The organism is Bradyrhizobium sp. CFUWI (assembly GCF_056429085.1).
On the sequence record NZ_JBWJZE010000232.1, the window covers coordinates 1 to 428 of the forward strand.

Consider the following 428-nt stretch of genomic DNA (forward strand, 5'->3'; position numbering starts at 1 on the left):
CAGTCGCTGGTGGCCAGCCCGGCGCGCACGATCGTCGTGCTGGTGAGCGATTTCTACGAAGGCGGCGACCCGGGCGAGCTGGTGCGCCGCGTGAAGGCCCTGACCGGTGCGGGCGCCAGGGTGCTGGGCCTGGCCGCGCTCGATGCGCAGGCCGAACCCGCCTACGACCGGGAGATGGCCGCGCGGCTCGTGCGCGAGGGCGCGCAGGTGGGCGCGATGACGCCGGGGCAGCTCGCAGCCTGGCTGGCCGAGAAGGTGCAGGCATGACTGGCGCGGCGGACCGGGCCGATCTGCTCGAACTCACGCCCGAGGCGCTCACCGCCCTGGCCAACGCGGGCTTCGTGAAGCGCGCGCAGAAGGACGTGGCCGCGGGCCTGCTGCCCCGGCTGGCGACGCAAGCCGACGGCACGGTGGTGGCGGAGTTCGCC

1 protein-coding gene is annotated in these 428 nt (G+C 75.0%); it reads left to right on the forward strand.

Going from position 1 to position 428, the window contains the following annotated elements:
• Positions 1 to 267, forward strand: a 267-nt coding sequence (locus AC066S_RS39575) for a VWA domain-containing protein (protein ID WP_478272026.1), incomplete at its 5' end; no start/stop codon positions are given.
• Positions 268 to 428 lie beyond the last annotated feature (161 nt).